General features: G+C 47.4%; 10 protein-coding genes. All 10 read right to left on the bottom strand.

What is annotated here, in order from left to right; all coding sequences use genetic code 11:
• Nucleotide 1: 1 nt before the first annotated feature.
• Nucleotides 2-1,663 carry an ABC transporter substrate-binding protein gene (locus AC0VYE_RS10615; protein WP_475447735.1) on the bottom strand — a complete coding sequence of 554 codons (1,662 nt, stop codon included), beginning with the start codon at nt 1,661-1,663 and terminating at the stop codon, nt 2-4.
• A gap of 89 nt (nt 1,664-1,752) precedes the next feature.
• Complete coding sequence (locus AC0VYE_RS10610) at nt 1,753-2,652, bottom strand: carbohydrate ABC transporter permease (RefSeq protein ID WP_475447734.1); 900 nt, start codon at nt 2,650-2,652, stop codon at nt 1,753-1,755.
• 36 nt (nt 2,653-2,688) lie between these two features.
• Nucleotides 2,689-3,675 (bottom strand): ABC transporter permease, encoded by a 987-nt coding sequence (locus AC0VYE_RS10605; RefSeq protein WP_475447732.1) that lies wholly within the window; start codon nt 3,673-3,675, stop codon nt 2,689-2,691.
• Nucleotides 3,668-5,986 (bottom strand): glycosyl hydrolase family 95 catalytic domain-containing protein, encoded by a 2,319-nt coding sequence (locus tag AC0VYE_RS10600; protein WP_475447730.1) that lies wholly within the window; start codon nt 5,984-5,986, stop codon nt 3,668-3,670. The genes AC0VYE_RS10605 and AC0VYE_RS10600 overlap by 8 nt, the downstream gene beginning before the upstream one ends.
• Entirely contained in the window at nt 5,964-7,922 is a 1,959-nt protein-coding gene (locus tag AC0VYE_RS10595; protein ID WP_475449525.1) for a DUF8034 domain-containing protein, read from the bottom strand. The genes AC0VYE_RS10600 and AC0VYE_RS10595 overlap by 23 nt, the downstream gene beginning before the upstream one ends.
• Nucleotides 7,923-8,355: 433 nt before the next feature.
• Complete coding sequence (locus tag AC0VYE_RS10590) at nt 8,356-9,762, bottom strand: sulfatase family protein (RefSeq protein WP_475447727.1); 1,407 nt, start codon at nt 9,760-9,762, stop codon at nt 8,356-8,358.
• Between the two features lie 18 nt (nt 9,763-9,780).
• The gene (locus AC0VYE_RS10585) at nt 9,781-10,950 is read right to left on the bottom strand and encodes a DUF2264 domain-containing protein (RefSeq protein WP_475447725.1); all 1,170 of its coding nucleotides are present in this window, start codon (nt 10,948-10,950) and stop codon (nt 9,781-9,783) included.
• A gap of 131 nt (nt 10,951-11,081) precedes the next feature.
• Nucleotides 11,082-12,746, bottom strand: coding sequence for a sensor histidine kinase (locus AC0VYE_RS10580; RefSeq protein WP_475447723.1), 1,665 nt, complete (start codon nt 12,744-12,746; stop codon nt 11,082-11,084).
• 119 nt (nt 12,747-12,865) lie between these two features.
• Entirely contained in the window at nt 12,866-14,461 is a 1,596-nt protein-coding gene (locus tag AC0VYE_RS10575) for a response regulator transcription factor (protein ID WP_475447722.1), read from the bottom strand.
• Nucleotides 14,462-14,619: 158 nt separating this feature from the next.
• On the bottom strand, nt 14,620-15,609 hold the full coding sequence (locus AC0VYE_RS10570) for an aldose epimerase family protein (RefSeq protein ID WP_475447720.1): 990 nt from the start codon (nt 15,607-15,609) through the stop codon (nt 14,620-14,622).
• Between the last annotated feature and the right edge of the window lie 7 nt (nt 15,610-15,616).

The following is a 15,616-nucleotide window of genomic DNA, read 5'->3' as shown; positions in this document are numbered from 1 at the left end:
CTTATTCGGCCATTACGGCTGTTTTCGGAATTTTGTTTGCTTCGAGATAGGCATCCAGTTGGTTTTGGATTTCCGCAGTCAGTTTATCAACACCGGCGGTTTTTAATTTATTGAGGAAATCATCGTACTGAGAACTCCACTTGTCGCCTAGCGCTCCAGACATTAATACTTTTTCAAATTCGGCAATGACCGCATTAACTTGTGTATACTCATTCTTCACAGGAGTCGTATCCGGGTGGAATGCGAGCAACGGCGATTTAATCGCATCCTCGTGAACTGCTTCATAATGCTTATACAGATTATCGGCCACATCGGCTTGGGTTAAGTAAGCGTTCATGACATTACCAGTCGCCCATTTAAAGATACCGTATTTTGAATCTGCCGTTCCTTGGCCTACATAACCGATCGTCTCAATTCGATTATCCGATACTTTCTTATAATGCTCGCCTTCCAATCCGTAAACTAACAGGTTATAGAGCTCTTTGCCTTTTTCCGTATTCAACAATTCAATCAGTTGAATTGCGCGCTCCGGGTTTTTAGAAGTTCTTGGAATCGTCAATCCGCTAGTACTGTTAGAATTCGTGATATAATATGCCGGCACAACAGGCACTTGGACCGCAGGCATTTTCCAACGAATAATGTCCATAAAATCCGCATCAGGATCAGCAGCGTTTACATAATTATGGAACCAGGCAATATTGCCTTCTGCTGTATCGCTATTCTCATATTGCCGCGGATTCTGCAGCGTAATGACATCTTTGCGAATATATCCCTTCTTGTACCAGTCAGCCATTGTTTCATAGAACATTCGAACTTCTTCTGTGTCATATTGATTCAATACAGTGAAATCCCACTCCTGCCCCGGATTCGGTCTGCGGATAACCGGCGCATCCTTGCCGCCGAGCAACGTGACGCCGCCATAGCCCATTACCCATTGACTAAAGCCCGATTGCAGGGCATTGTCAGCATTCGCCTTCTCCAGATACGCTTCGAACACGTCAAACATCGGCTTCGTCCACGTACGGAACTGCGAGCTTGTATCCCCGAACACTTCATTCGCTCGGTCGAAATCCCAATACTTCAGATGTGTCTTGGGCATATACATGCCTATTCTCAAGTCTGTATTAATTTCATATTTCGGCATCTGATACACCTTGCCGTCGAAGGAGCCGATGTCAAACAGCCATTGCGGAATCTCTTTTTTTAAGTCCGGTGCATAATCCTCTATTAGCGATGTAAGGTCTTTATACGACCCCTTCTGAACCTCGGGACTGAACGGAATCGCGTAACCCGTCCAGGCTATGTCTATTTCTTCGCCCGAAGCCATCATCAGATCCCATTGTTGCTTGTACTGCGGGGCTTCTATGATAGAAAATTCGACCGTCGTATTCGGGAGATACTCTTGAAGACGGTTATTAAATTCCGCCCACACCTTATCAGAATCCTGCTGCTTGCCGGGACCTGTCAAAACGGCTTTAAGCTTGACCGGTTTTACCTCTTCCTTATTTCCCGTATCGCCTCCGGTTTGAGTATTCGAATTTCCAGTATTCATGGTTGCCTCGGCTCCTCCGCCGCCTCCGTTGCCATTCGAGCAAGCGGCGAGCAACATCACGAATACCAAGAACAAGATGACCCTCATGTTTCTTTTTTCACCGATTCGCATACTTCTTTCCCCTTTCGTTAATATCATTTTTTATATTAAACACGGCTTTCGCCGGCTTAATCCCAACAAGGCCGATTTCTCGGCGATATTCAGCCCTTAACCGAACCAACGGTTAATCCGCGGGCGAAGTACTTTTGGAAGAAGGGGAAAACCAGCAAGACTGGGCCGGCAGCAACCACGGCCATTGCGAATCGGAACGACTCCGATGGAAGGTTAATCATGGACTGATCTAATTCCTTCACAGCTTCAGCAGTCAATCCCTTAATAAACTCCATCTCAAGCAGCACCTTCTGCAATAAAAACTGAAGGGAATAGAGCTCCGAATCCCGTATATAGATCAGCGCCGTAAACCAATCATTCCATCTATCCAGGAGCGTAAACAGCGCTATCGTCGCAATAACAGGCTTGGATATGGGCACGATGATCTGAAAGTAGATTCGGAATTCTCCCGCTCCGTCCATCTTGGCCGATTCCACCAGCGCTTCAGGCAGCTCTTGAAAGAACGTCCTGAAAATAATAATGGAGAATCCGCTGCAAAGAGTCGGAAAGATGTAGACCCAGATCGTATTGCCGAGATGGAGATATTGGGTTGTCAGTATATAAAGTGGAACTAACCCCCCGGAGAATAACATCGTAAACAAAATCATAAGCGTAATCTGTTTGCGCAGAACAAACTTTCTTCTGGAAAGAGCATAACCGCACAGCGACATCACAAATACTCCGACAATCATTGCAGCAATGGATTGAAAAGCCGTAACAAAGTAAGCTCGATAAATGCTATCCGGATTTTTGAATACAAGCTTGTAGGCCGACCAATCGATTTGCTTCGGAATTAATTTGTAGCCAAAGGACACAATATCTTGTTCATTGGATATGGATATCGCAATGACAAGCAGAAACGGCAGAATAAAGAATACATTACAAGCAATAAGGAAGAACACATGAACGGCGATCTTGAAGCCGTCTATCTTGCGTCTGCTTGAATCCATTCTCAGCTCCTCCTCTCTCAGATCGATCTAGTATGATTAGAACAGCGCATTTTCCGGGCGTACCTTGCGGATAATGCCATTGACGGTAAGCAGCAGGATCAAGCCGGCTACCGATTGGAACAGTCCAACAGCGGTTGACATCCCAATGTCGCCGGAGCGCAAGCCCCTGTACACATAAGTATCGATGATATCCGTTGCAGGGTACAACAAGCCAATATCCCTCGGGATCTGATAGAAGAGTCCAAAGTCTCCACGGAAAATATTGCCTAATGACAGCAGCACCATAATCGTCATTAATGGCACTAATGAAGGGATCGATATCGACCACATTTGCCTCCATCTGCCAGCGCCATCAATCTTCGCAGCTTCATACATTTCAGCATCTAATCCCATCAAGCCCGCATAATAGATAATGGAGCCGATCCCTACTGATTTCCAGGCTTCGCTTAATGTCAGGATGAACGGCCAATACTTCACATTGGTATACCATTCTATCGGTTCAACTCCAACTATTTGCAGAATTTGATTAAGCACGCCATAGGTTGGACTGAGCAACGCATAGGTTAAGTACCCCACAATGATCCAGGACAAGAATCGGGGTAGAATGAGTGTCGTTTGATAATATTTGAGCGCAAGCTTATTTTTGATTTCGAAGAGCAGCAATGCAATCCCTGTGGCCAATGCCGTATTGACCACGATAAAGATAAACCCGTATCCAACGGTATTGCGCAGTACGCGGCCTGCGTCTTGGGAGCGGATAAAAAATTCAAAGTTGGAGAAGCCGGACCAAGCGCTTCCGAATATACCTAAGTCATAGCGATAGTCCTTGAAGGCCAATACAACACCTAGCATTGGAAGATAATGAAAAATGATAAAATACAGGACAGCAGGAATGACTAAGATAAACAACGCTGTGTTGTCTTTCCATAGCTGTTTCTTAAATTTACGAGGCGAACCCAACTTAGATGGATAAGCATGTTCCGCTGTCATGACGTTGGAGCCGGCATCCCTACCCTTACCCATAATTTGCATTCACCTCCGCCTTCCTCGCCGTATCTTCCGTAGATTTCTGCGCTCCATAGAAGTTTCGGCAAGACTCCTCGCCTTGTACCGGCGCAATCGCCACTGTTTTGCACGTATCGCCCGTATATAATGTCATGCACTCCTGCTCTCTAAACGCAATGTGGACACTGCCGTCCTTCATGATCTTGAATCGATCCGCTTCGATTCCGTCGCCTTTCACTTCCCCGGTCAGGTTCGGATGTATACGGCAAGTCCCGCCCTTCAGGCTCCGGATGTGGACAAACTCGGTTATGCCATTCCGTCGATTGGCGGAAATTTCGAAGGCTCCGTCCGCTAACAAATCGGCGAAAGCAACATCCTGCCACTCATCCGGCAGCGCCGGAAATACGCGTATGACCCCGCCCCAGCACTGAAGCAGCATGTAGTGAATGGATTCTGCGCTGGCAATTGGCGTTTCAATGACAGGGCCTGCTTCCATATACATCGTGTTCGGCAGCAAATAATCGCGTAATCCGTTTAAGTAACGCAGCGCTTCATTCCCATCACCAAGCAATGCCATCATGGCTGCTGCAGCCGTAAAGGAATAACCCTCCAAATTGCCCTCTGTCCCAATCCAATACTCAAGACTGCGCTTTAACCGTTCCCGTTCGGCCTCATCGTCAAAGTTTATCTGCTGTAACGGATAAGCCATTAACATATGGGAAAAATGCCGATGAGATACTGTGAACGGAACTTCCGCTCCGATCATGAAGCCGTTCTCATTGGTTGGATAGTCGACAAGATGCTCCAGAACATCCCGCCATCTCTCCGAGAGCGGATCTTTACGCTGTAATTCCTCGTTCGCCTCAAGAAGCGCTGTGCACGCAAACCTTAGCAAAGCCAATGAATACGTGCAATCCAATATCGGATAGAACGTCTTTTTGGGCAATACAGGATATTCCGGAGAGCTCGTATCCGGCAAGTGATACTTCCCATCCTCCCCTTTGCGGAGCAATCCAAGGTAAAGGTTTACATTCTCTCTTAGCATCAAATAGACTTTCTCGAGTAAGGGACGATCCATCGACACTTTATAATGACGCCATACATTATGAAGCGTCCATGTCAGATTGCCGATCTCAGAGGTGCTAGGCCAGGGAGACCGAAGATCTACCGGATTAGTCGCTCTTCCGATGAACATCGCATCTTGCACCCCGGATGGCTTGGCATTCTCGCGAAGCACTTCCTTGTTGTCATAGAGCGCACGAACTAATGATTCTGCAAGATGCAGACGATTGGCGGTGTAGGTTGGCATATAACTCAATTGAACGTTGAGATTCCATACCGTCGTCGGCCACAGCGTCAACGTCAGCCATGGACCCTGGGAATCAATAAGCGCCCCATTCGACCTCGTCGCGCACGCCAGCTTATACATCTGAATCCAATAGATGCTCTCCCATCTTGAATCCGGCAGAGATACAAAGCTTGATGGATAATAACGATGCCACCATGCGCGATGGGAATCGTATAACTGCTCGGCCGCTTCTTGGGCAGCTTCCGATACAAGCTTGAACGCCGTATCGCGAGCCGAGTTATCGGTTCGGGAATTTGTCACCGTGGCATAGAGAATCTTGTGGGTCGGGGAAAGTTCGACCTCCCGCCAAGCAACAGCGCACTCGCCTTCTGGCAGCATCCCTTCCTCGCCTGCATCCTTTATGAACGTTTGCACGCTGATCTGGGTCTCTCCCTTGCGGAACTGGAACGGTTTCGGCGGCAACTGTTTCGGCAACGGATGAGGGGCATTCGCATATTGAATGCGGTGGCTCACCCCATGCTCCGGCCGAAACGCCAATGTCGCTCCCAGGTTCGGCGTATCGCTGATCACCTCGATCATAAGAAGATCCCGTTCCGCGTGAACGATCGATCTCCAACGAAGCTTACCCGAGACTGTCGTCATGGTACCTGAAGCTTCCGCATCCCACAGTGACAGGTGCATCGTCTCCGACAACACCTGTTGATTCGGAATCAAAAGAAAGTCTCCAATGGATACTCTCGGGGTAGCCCAATCAATTCCTTCCAGGAAATGATGCGCCACAACATCGCATCGGCCTAGCTCCCAGCGCAAGGTCTGGCTGGAGTCCTTGTAAATCATGGCGCCGAGCATCCCGTTGCCCAGGAAAGCTCCCTCGCCCCACTCATACGCATGACGCGGCGTTCTTCCTGGATTGGTCGGCTCCATATAACCTTGGTGAAATACAAGCTCCGGCCATGTTAAATCATGCTTCGCCAAAAACGTTTTCCATTGAATGCGATCACTTAAATGTCCTTGCTTCATGCACATCTGCCTCCTTGCTCAATTGTCTCCCCTGAATCGTGGCCACGTCTTGAACATGAAACCACGGCGTGTTATAGCTCGGCGTATTGGCATATCGCTTCATTTGAATACATAGCTTGCTGCCGGCGCCTGGACCAAGCCTTACAAGCAGCCACTTGGAATGTACGGCGATAGCGTCCTGTTTTTGACCATCCTGCCCTATAGAGACCGCTTCAACAAACTGATGCTCGCCGAAGCTGCCTGCCTGGATAATGGTTTCTCTGTTCTCAAACATATTCAAATTGATTAAGGTAACCGTAACACTGTCAGCCGATATTTGTTCAACCAATGCCGCAACATCGTCCGGCAATCCAGGCCGCTCATGCTTGGCATCATAGTAGCGAACCCGAGCATGCTGCAATCCGCCGTGAGACACATGCATCGGCGCCCCGAGCGTAAGCTGTGCGAGCGCTTCAAAATAAATCGGGTTCATCTCCTGCCACTTGTGAATACAATCGACCTGATCCCAATCCCATGAACGAGGATCGCCTGACTCTGACTTCAACTTCTCCAACTGCCGGTTGATCAAGCGATAATTAGCATCCAGCGCTTGCTCCGGGTAATCGGGAAACTTGCCTTGCATATATTGAAACCAAGGCACCGTGTTCGCGATGTAATGCTTTGTTTCCTTCTTCGATACCGGATTGCGGCCCGAAATGGAAGGAATGTCAATATGGTCATAACGATCGTCCGGGGAGTAACGTTCAAATCGTTCTACATCCTCTTGTGCCATGGATACGGTCCACAGATAGATGGGATAGTTGGGATTAGGCAGCTGATAATCGGTCCAGCCCTTGTCAATATGCTTGCGAGGCAGGAGGCGTTTGCCCCCCTTCTCGATGCCAAGGCTCCAATTCTGATCCAGCTGATTGCGGGCAAGCACCAGTTGATCCATATCCCCCGTCAGCAAGACAGCATTCATCGATGCGTTTAGGATCGGCTCCATAATGGAAGCAAATCCGTGAGACCACCGCCAGCCGTAATACCCGCCCCACCATTTGCCATCGTTATATTCACCGATTACCCCGGACAAACCGACATTATCGGGGGTAATTCCTCCGTTCCGCGCCGTCCGCTCCTTCCAGGCGTCCAAATAACCGAGTACCCATTCCTTGAACTTTGTGTCGCTGCTGTACATGAAGGCATGTGTCATCAGCGACGTAGCGTTCAGATTCAATGGAACGTCTCCCTTGGCCATACGTGCGTTAATCCGCTTCAATATTTCCGCATAGATCTTGTCGTCGGACCACTTGCATGTCCCGCTAGCGTAATCGACACCGGGAATATCTTCGAATGGTGCAGGGTAATCGTCCAAAACGCCCCTATGCGTAATCCAGTCCTCCCAGGTCATCTCAAAGCGCGGTCCTTTGCTGCCCGTTATCGGCGAACGAATGAGCTTGAGCGTCTTATCGTAATTATTGACCTCCGGATCGTCGCCTGTGTAATAATCGGCAAATCGCAGCGAACGTTGTTTCATCGTCAGCAATCTCGGATCCGAGATGCCGAAGAAATAAAGAAACAAGTAGCCTTCGCCATGATGCATCCAATCGTAATAGCCATCAAACTCGTTGTGAATTTGTCCGTACTGCGTCCATTGCCATGTAATCGCTTCCCACATTTTTATAGACAAATCGCGTAGCTTTTCGTGTCCGCCCAAGGCATATAGTAACGCCAAATTCATGAATGCTTCGTAAGGATCGTCCGAACCGTCCATGCCCGGCCATTCGTCTCGCCATATTAACGTGCCGTCGGGTCTCGTATAACGTTTAATAAAAGGCTCTACAGCCTCGTTTAACAAATCAATCAGCTTTCGTTCCATTAGCGCCCATTTCGGAGGCGTCCATGCTTCATTCGATTCCAGCGTCGGGATCTTACGTATTGGCTCGCTTTCCTCCATATTGTTCAATATCTTCCACTCCCTGTCTCAGCTATGTCTTTGAGCTTATTTCAACTATACCTCGACATGTACAATGAATCTGCTCTGAAAATATTGATTTTGGGGTTGCTCTGTTTACTTGTTAGCAGAGGAGAGCATTTTCTTCATAATTATAGAAAGGTATCTTTTCTTTACCTTACCTTGTTTATAGTCCAGATGGAATCGTGATTAGTATCTCGCGAACGGCATAAGTCCTGTTATAGACGAGAAAGGCCGATCAGGAATTCATGCCTGATCGGCCGCTTTGGCGCTCTGTATTTAATTTTTTCTCTTGCCTCCATGGCCAGAAGTATCCGTTGTTCCTTCCCGCATTCACTCCATGCTTTCGTTTATCGGATGCCCCATACAACCAAGCATATCGGCTCGCTGATCATCGCTTAAAATACAAATAATGTTAGGCCTCTTCATCCGGCTCATCCCCAACCGCAAGCTGCAGCCTGCGAAGCTCTTGCCTCAGATCGGCTGCAATGGAGGCATAGTCTGGATTGCCATACTCATTGCAAAGCTCGCTTGGGTCCCTCTCAAGGTCGAACAGCTCCCATTCCGGCTCTTTGCTGTCATCCATTGCTCCTTTGGCATCGAGAGCCCTCCCATAATAATAGATCAGCTTATATTGCCGAGTCCGAACACCATAATGCGAATATACACCATGGTGGGCCATATGCATCCAGTAGCGGTAATACATGCTGGTCTGCCAGCCTTCGGGCGTGTTGCCCTTCATTAACGGACGCAAGCTGTTCCCCTGCATGGCTTCAGGTATATCCACATTTGCGTATTCCAGGAACGTCGGTGCAAAATCTACGTTCAGCGCAAAGCTTTGCGTCGATGAACCAGGCGCAATCTCGGCCGGGTAACGCACAACAAAAGGCATCTTCAATGATTCCTCGTACATAAATCGTTTGTCATACCAACCATGATCCCCGAGAAAGAAACCCTGATCGGACGTGTACACCACCATCGTATTCTCCGATAATCCTTCTGCATCCAAGTAGTCCAGAATTCTCCCGACATTATCATCAATTGATGCCACACATCTTAAATAGTCCTTCATATACCTCTGATACATCCACTGCTTTCTTTCGTTATCTGTCAGCCCCTCGGGCGGCTTACCCTTGAGGTCGCGCTCATTAAGATCGCGATCCACCCTCATAGCTGCTGCCGAGGCTGCCTGTGCGCGGTTCTGATAATCGTCCCAGAAGGTTTCCGGCTCCGGGAGCTCAACATCTTCATACAGATCGGCATATTTGGGATCAGGATCCCATGGGCGATGTGGCGCTTTATGATGACACATGAGCAGAAACGGCTTCTCTTTATCGAGGCTGCTGAGCCACTGCAGCGACAGATCGGTAAGGATTTCCGTGACATACCCCTTATAGCTCTTCCTCTCTCCCATGTCAATCATTTCTGGATCATGATAATCCCCTTGCTCCGGCAGCACATTCCAATAGTCAAATCCCGTCGGGTCGCTATGCCCCCCATGTCCCAGATGCCACTTTCCAACCATGGCTGTCTGGTATCCGGCGGCCTGAAGCAGCTTAGGGAAGGTAAGCTGTCTTCCATCGAATCGATCAGCCAGCGTTCGCACACCATTGACATGGTTATATAATCCCGTCAGGATGGCTGCCCTGCTAGGCGTACAAATCGAATTTGTACAGAAGCAGCTGTCGAAGCGCATTCCTTCCTCCGCAATGCGATCAATGTTAGGCGTTTGATTGACACGACTGCCGTAGCAGCTCATCGCATGGGCCGCATGGTCGTCGCTCATGATAAAGATGATATTCGGCCTCTTCTCCTGATTCATAGCTTTACACCCCTCTGTCTAATGATGGTAACCGCATCGTCTGATATTCGGAAGCTTAAGCGCCTCATCGATCGGAAACGATCGACCTCCCCATGCTTGAAGGCTTGTCCAAGGTTGATCGGAGTCACTCCAGAACGGATCTTCAGAAGTCAGACCTAGAGGCAGAAACACCGTCGAACATAAGTAAAGACTGCCTGTTGAAATGTAAGGCTCGCCGATCTCCGGCTGATATCCAGCAAAGCCGATCGTAAGCCAGCCGCCGTCATTAAAGGTTCCAGGCATATCCATCATTCTGTGTATAACAGCTGTAAGAGCACTGCGAACCTGCGACGGCTTCACATCCGGAGGCAGCTTGTGCTGCAATGCGAGCTGTGAAAGATGCTGAAAGGCGCCGAATCGGTAGGCCAGCGACCTGCCAATAGGTGGAAATGTGCCCTCCGGGGAAATCATTCTCTCGAGAATCGATGCATACCGCTGCGCTCTCTCGAGAATCGATTGCTCGAATATCTCCCACTCCGGATCCTGCTTTCCTACTGTTGCAACGATATCAACAAGCATCGGCTGAATGACAAAGCTGTTGTAGTAGTCGAAGTGGAATTCCGGTCCATCGCCGTACAGCCCGTCTCCAGCATACCACTGACCATGCTGCCGCAGCGCGTAGTCCACTCGCATCGGATCCCAATCTTCCCCCATCACGTACAAAGCCGTTTCTATCATCGCGCTGAACAGCAGCCAATTGCTGAAGTTTGGCTTCCTGCTCCGTGTCTGCTGAAGTGCTCCAACAAGATTGCCCCTCACGCGTGCGTCCAGCTTCGATATCAATTGTTTAGGCGATCGCACAAGGGCATGCGCCAAGAACGCTGCATCGACGATGGGCTGGGAGCCCGTGGAGAAATTCATGTAATCCGGGGAACCCGGATCTGTGCCGGCATCGATTGCCTCCCTGGCCAGCTTGGCATATCGTTTCCGAAGCCGTTCCTCTTCTCCTGTCAATGCGATTTGTTCAAGCCAAGGGCTCAGACCTGACAACGATCGTCCAAGAGCCTCCAGATGAGTGAACTTCTCACGTTCGTCTCGTTGCTCCCCAACTGGCATGGTCAACTTCAAATTTCTATCGGCCAGATGATTCAGTACCGGATCTACGATGCGCAGCATCGTTTGAAGCCAATAATTGCGTATCTCCGTCATGCTCTCACCTCCCTACATGGCTTGACAAGGGAGAGTATAACGTGTTCGAGTTCCGTATTCTACACTTCTTATTTTACTTTTGGGTTGTTCTCTTAACTTATTTTCTGGGATGTCTTCAAATTCTATCGATTCTACTGTTCAATGGCTGGAATCCGTATCGTGACCACGGTTCCCTTATTGCGCTCGCTCGAAATATGCAGCCCATAGGTATGGCCAAAAATGAGACGAATACGTTGACTTACGTTTTTTAGTCCGATGTGCTTACCCGTCAGCTCTTCGCTGACGATACGAAGATCCTCATTTAATTGGCTTAGCTTGTCTTGTTCCATACCTACGCCTTCATCACGCACTTCGATCACCAATTCCCCTTGATCCGGTTTAGCGGTAATACGAATGATGCCAGCTTGATTCGCTTTCATCCCATGCTGCACCGCATTTTCGATGATAGGCTGCAGTGAGAGCTTTGGCACCATCCGATCGAGCATCCCTTCATCTACTTCCCAAATGAAGCCGATTCGATTCGAATAACGAATTTTAATAATTTCGATGTAAGTTTCCGCATTACGAATCTCTTCTTCAAGCGAGACTAATTGTTGCTCCGATTCCAAGCTGATCCGCAATAACTTGGACAGCTCCGTAATGAGCAGGGAAATATCGTTCCTACCTTGCAGCTGTCTAATCGCAATCCAATTAATCGTTTCAAGCGTATTAAACAGAAAGTGTGGATTGATCTGCGTTTGCAGTGCGTAAGTCTTCGCTTTGTTCAAGATGCTGATCCGCTTCTTAAGTTCAGTTTCGAGCTCCTGACGGGAATCATAGGAAACACTAATATTTTTCATAATATAATTCAACTCGTTTGTAGCCTCGGAATCTTTTAACTTTTGATTTTGTGGCTGATTCAGCCATTCTCTCGGATTTTCTATCAAGCTCATAATCGCCTTTAGCGGTTCATACGTCTTGATCGAAATAACAAATGCAATAACAAGCATCACAAGTACGCCTATCGAATAAAATACAACTAAATTACGATTCACACTTTTCATTTCGTCGCCGTACTTCTCCAGCGGAACAACAGATATATACAACCAGGGCTGCTTTTCGGATTTCACAGTGGAGATGACATATCTGACTCCCTGGAATTCTGATATATGTGTGCCCTCATCCCTGATGTCTTTGATAATACTATGCTCCTTGCGGTTTGTCATAATTTGACTGTAATCCTGAGAATACAAAATTTGCCCCTCTTGACCCACCACAAAAAGCCTCTCTTGTTCTGGCAGACCTACCTGGCCGATCTGTTTCCCAAGCTCTTCTATATTAATATTCACAATTACCGTACCCAGCTTTTCATCGCTGTATCGATAGAAAGGCCGTATAATCGTTAGAAAGTAAGGGTAGCGATCCCCTCGTTTACGCGCCATAATCCAAGGCTCATTCGTAGGTCTGTTCATAAATTCCCGGTACCATGATGAATCGAGGGAAGAATCCAACGGATTCAATTCTTTATTTGAGAGGATGATACCAGAGGACTCGGAATATACATAAATCGAATCGATGTACGGAAACACATCCGTGAACATCACTATGGATTTGTTCAGCATTTCGATATTCCCTCCCATCCCCTCCTTGCTCTTGGAAAGAATGAAAGCCTCAGCTTGTGGCATCAATGAGATTTTGGCAGCAAGACGATCAGACTGCTCCAGAATATGCTCTACAGCCTCCCTTGTCCGTGTCAACGAGTTGACGCTGAGCTTGCTGATTTCACTGTTCAGGGTCGACGACAGCTGATGATACATGATGTAGCTCATACTCCCAAAAGGAATAAATACAAGCCCCATAATCAATAGCATGCTTTTAACGAATAGACTTTTAAATTTGTAATTTCGAACAAGCCCGGACCTTTTATGTTTCTGTATCATTCTGCTGAGCCGCCTGCCATGCGTTGCGAAACTAGGTTCAATACATATTCCTTTGGCGTGATACCTAGCTGCTGCTTGAATACTTTCGAGAAGTATTTGCTGTTCGAATAACCCACCTTCTCGCTAATCTCATGAACCTTATATTTATTTTCGCCTAACAGCTCCATCGCCTTCTGGATTCGAACCTGAGTCAAATGCTCCGAGAAATTAACGCCGGCGTGCAGCTTAAAAAATCTGCTAAAGTAAACCGGGTTTAAAAAAATATGATCCGCCACATTTTCCAATGAGATGCCCTCATGATAATGTAAAGATATATAATTAATAGCTAACTTCATTAGACGCTTCGCCGACTCGTCTCTTTGCTCCTCCATTTCGGTTAATACGCCTTTAATCGCATTTTTGCTCCAATCTCTTATCTCATCGTTTGACTGTGCATTGACCAGATCTGTATATTTATGAGCAGCAACGCTAACGTTGGCATTGCCGTCTGTAAAGGTACCCGCAACAATCGCCAGCAAATCCTTTACCAACCGCTGTGTAAAGCTTAATGGAAGCTCTTGAAATTCATCCAGCAGATGCTCCACGATGTTGTCCACTTCTTCTGTATTTCCGGCAACCGCATTAGATACAAAAAGCTTATATTTATGAATCAGTTTGTCGTAATGATCGGGGGCTATTCTTCGTTTACCCGAGATCTGATCTTGCACGATTTCCATCGGTCGATTCACTTGTGAATAGGCGATTAAGCTATCATGATCTGATTCCAGAGACGTCTTCAGCTCTACACCAAACGTTTTTTTAACCGCTTTCATTAATTCGAACAGGTACTCGGTGATTTGATTTTTTGAATCATCTCTATTATCGCTTAAAGACAGGCATACCAGTTTCATCCGCCCAAATACGTGGTATACAGGGTAACAAGACAATGATTTGATCCTATGCTCCATTAGTCTCTTTACCACTTTTCCGATACTGACTTTAAATTCATAGTCCGAACGGGCGGCTAGTGTAGAAGGGGGAAAATCGATATCGATAATATAGACGCTTTTGTTTAGCAACTCGGTAGATAGCTGAAGAATTTTTAATCGATCGGCCATTGCCTTCTCGTTCTTTAGTGCGCCCATTAATACATCGGTAAAGAACTGCTCTTGAATGACCGGTAGGAGATCGTTGTAACGACGCGCCTCCACTTCCATGTCGTCCATCGCTTTTCGTTCCATGTCCAGATTCTCTTTCAACTTTCCAAACAAGCGTACGATGTCATTATATTGTGTCGGCTTTAGCAAGTAATCCACCACATTATACTTTAGTGCACTCTTGGCATATTCAAACTCTTTGAAACCACTTAAGAAGACCACTTTAGCAGGAAGCTGCTTCTGAAATACAAATTCCGCCAGATCAATTCCTGAAACCTCAGCCATCTCAATATCCGTCAGGATAACATCCACCGGATGACTCTCTAAATACGGAATGGCTTCGATTCCATCTGCAAAATCCTGTACCAACTCGAATCCCATATCATTCCAGTGAATCAGTTCAGCAAGTCCTTTACGGATAATTAGGTCATCATCCAGAACAATTAGCTTGTACATAGGATACCCCCCGTATGAATGATGATTATAAATCCAGGTGTTAGGAAATCAAAAGCTGAATATAGTGTACCAAATACTACCTGTAATACAACCACTCTTCTTACAATATATCATACAATTAAAAACGCCCACCACAGATGTAGCAAGCGTTCATTCCATTATTTATCCAGCAGCTCCACCCACATAGCGGTACGAAGTTGTATGACTTCGCCGGGCTTGATGCCCCTGCTGCCTGTCAGACCAGCATCATAAGGCAAGTTGAACGCATCCGTCACATAGGTATACGGCTCCAACGAAATGGATGATGACCAATTAGGCTTAAAAACCAGCAGAAACGGAAAGCTCTCATCCGTCTCGTAAGCAATCTGATAACCGCTCTCGATCATACGAATGCGGCTGACACGTTCCCCATCAGCTATCGTGACAAGCGAGCACCCAAGCTGCGGATAATCTTGGAGAGATATACCTTCCCAATCGTTCAGCTTCTCTACCAAAGCAGTGCGCTCCGGCAATCCGGTCACGAACACCTCATTCGTCACTGGCCATTCATTGTTCGCAGCAACAGTTAGACGTGTCTCTTCAGGCGGCAAATGAAAATACGGATGAAGGCCGAACGCAAATGGCGCCGTTTGCGAACCTTCGTTGAAGACGGCAACTTCCATGAATAGACGTCCCTTGTACAACCGATGTGTTACATTAAATTTAAGCTCATGCGGATAGTAGGCCATCATGTCGGCATGCAACGAAACCTCGAATTGGCCTGTCACAAACGCCCCCTGTTCGGTAGAAACACCATAATCGATTACGGTCCACGCCCGGCGGCATAGCTCACCATGCAAATGATTGGGCGGCTCGTTGATAGGCAGTTGGTATCTGATGCCGTTAAACACGTATGTTCCTCCCTGAATTCGGTTGGGAGGAAACAAAATCGGCGTTCCGAAATACGTTCTCGCGTCCGGATTATCGATAAATGCTGTTATATTCGGCGGAGACGACAAGACCGGAATGCCTCGAGAGCTATAAGCTATAACATTGTTGCCCGCTTCCGGCATGACCACTGCAACCGCGTCATGCTCAGAATCGTGCAGCTCATATACCTTTGCCCCGTCCTGCTCCAAGACTCTGACTTCATAATGACTTCGATGCATTGCATTC

Source organism: Pristimantibacillus sp. Z349TD_6 (genome assembly GCF_056173205.1).
The sequence above is the reverse complement of the archived record's forward strand: the minus strand, read 5'-3'. Positions and strand labels throughout refer to the sequence as shown.

What these genes read in the sequence shown, in the direction of transcription:
- AC0VYE_RS10615 (WP_475447735.1), bottom strand. Translation starts at nt 1,663, where the DNA reads ATGCGAATCGGTGAAAAAAGAAACATGAGGGTCATCTTGTTCTTGGTA.
- AC0VYE_RS10610 (WP_475447734.1), bottom strand. Translation starts at nt 2,652, where the DNA reads ATGGATTCAAGCAGACGCAAGATAGACGGCTTCAAGATCGCCGTTCAT.
- AC0VYE_RS10605 (WP_475447732.1), bottom strand. Translation starts at nt 3,675, where the DNA reads ATGGGTAAGGGTAGGGATGCCGGCTCCAACGTCATGACAGCGGAACAT.
- AC0VYE_RS10600 (WP_475447730.1), bottom strand. Translation starts at nt 5,986, where the DNA reads ATGAAGCAAGGACATTTAAGTGATCGCATTCAATGGAAAACGTTTTTG.
- AC0VYE_RS10595 (WP_475449525.1), bottom strand. Translation starts at nt 7,922, where the DNA reads ATGGAGGAAAGCGAGCCAATACGTAAGATCCCGACGCTGGAATCGAAT.
- AC0VYE_RS10590 (WP_475447727.1), bottom strand. Translation starts at nt 9,762, where the DNA reads ATGAATCAGGAGAAGAGGCCGAATATCATCTTTATCATGAGCGACGAC.
- AC0VYE_RS10585 (WP_475447725.1), bottom strand. Translation starts at nt 10,950, where the DNA reads ATGACGGAGATACGCAATTATTGGCTTCAAACGATGCTGCGCATCGTA.
- AC0VYE_RS10580 (WP_475447723.1), bottom strand. Translation starts at nt 12,746, where the DNA reads ATGTATCATCAGCTGTCGTCGACCCTGAACAGTGAAATCAGCAAGCTC.
- AC0VYE_RS10575 (WP_475447722.1), bottom strand. Translation starts at nt 14,461, where the DNA reads ATGTACAAGCTAATTGTTCTGGATGATGACCTAATTATCCGTAAAGGA.
- AC0VYE_RS10570 (WP_475447720.1), bottom strand. Translation starts at nt 15,609, where the DNA reads ATGCATCGAAGTCATTATGAAGTCAGAGTCTTGGAGCAGGACGGGGCA.